The following is a 1150-nucleotide window of genomic DNA, read 5'->3' on the forward strand; positions in this document are numbered from 1 at the left end:
AATAAGGATTGTATCATTAAAATACTAACATATTGAAATATAATGTTTTTAATTTTCTCTCATTAAAAAAAATAATAGAGGGTCTAAAAGGAACTGACAACACTGACACAGTCTATTAAAAGGGATTTTGCTCATCTCTATAATGATCAGTTTCTATTGAGATGTTTTCATAACAAGCAATAAATCACAATTATCCTATTTATCATTTCTCTTATGAACATGAAAAATGATGCCATGGCTATAAAGAACATAACAACTATAGAGAAAGCAAAAATGCAAATGAAAGCATTTGTTTATAAAGACAGTCCCTATAAAGGCTGTTAAGTCTAAAATGTGTTATTAAAAGAAATTAACAGAAATCTTAAAAGCCATTTAGTGACAAAATTGATAGGTTATAAAGTTTAAAATACGCATAATGAAAGCGTTTCTAAAATATTATAAATGTATAGATTCAGAAAATACGCAATCGTTTCACAAAGCCCGTAATATAGCTTTAAAAGCACATAAATATAAAAGAAGCAATTAATAAGCATAAGATATTATCAATACACAACGTATTTAAAAAATACAAAAAAATATCAAAAAAGATAAAATATTATTTGACAATAAATACGTATTTTGTTATATAAGTACTTAAGTGATCAAAACACTTTGTGATTAGCGGATAGATTACGAAACAATCTTTCCAAAGCTTTTAAAAACTGGCTATCTTTTATGCTATGATTAGCATATATGATAATTTTGTCGGGTGTAGTTACGCCATAAAATACTCTTATGAGAAAAGCGTAACAACGGACTAATCACCGTGTTTTGAACGCCCGACGCCCCTTATAGGGTGTCAATTTCAAAACTCTTGATTAGGACATATTAGTATGAATACTACAGTAAAAACCACCCCCGTTATCTCTTCTATTTCAAATGAAACTGCGCTTGTTAATCAACAAGAGCCTGCAAAAAAATATGAATTTATTGATGATTGTGAATATATCGATGGTCATTTCTTAACTCGAATTAGAGCCTTAAGAGATTTTGATGATGTCAAAAAAGGCGATTTAGGGGGGTATATTGAAAAGGAAGATAATCTCTCTCATGAAGGTAATTGCTGGGTGTATAATAAAGCTCGGGTCTTTCAAAATGCACGCGTCTTTGG

The 1150-nt window shown here is 29.6% G+C and carries 1 pseudogene; it reads left to right on the top strand.

Features of this window, described 5'->3' with window-relative positions:
* Positions 1-872: 872 nt before the first annotated feature.
* Positions 873-1150: pseudogene (locus ACFIL8_RS10650) on the top strand (hypothetical protein); the annotation flags it as partial.

Origin of the sequence: Bartonella sp. AP57NXGY (genome assembly GCF_042195805.1) — a bacterium.
Taxonomy (GTDB): domain Bacteria; phylum Pseudomonadota; class Alphaproteobacteria; order Rhizobiales; family Rhizobiaceae; genus Bartonella.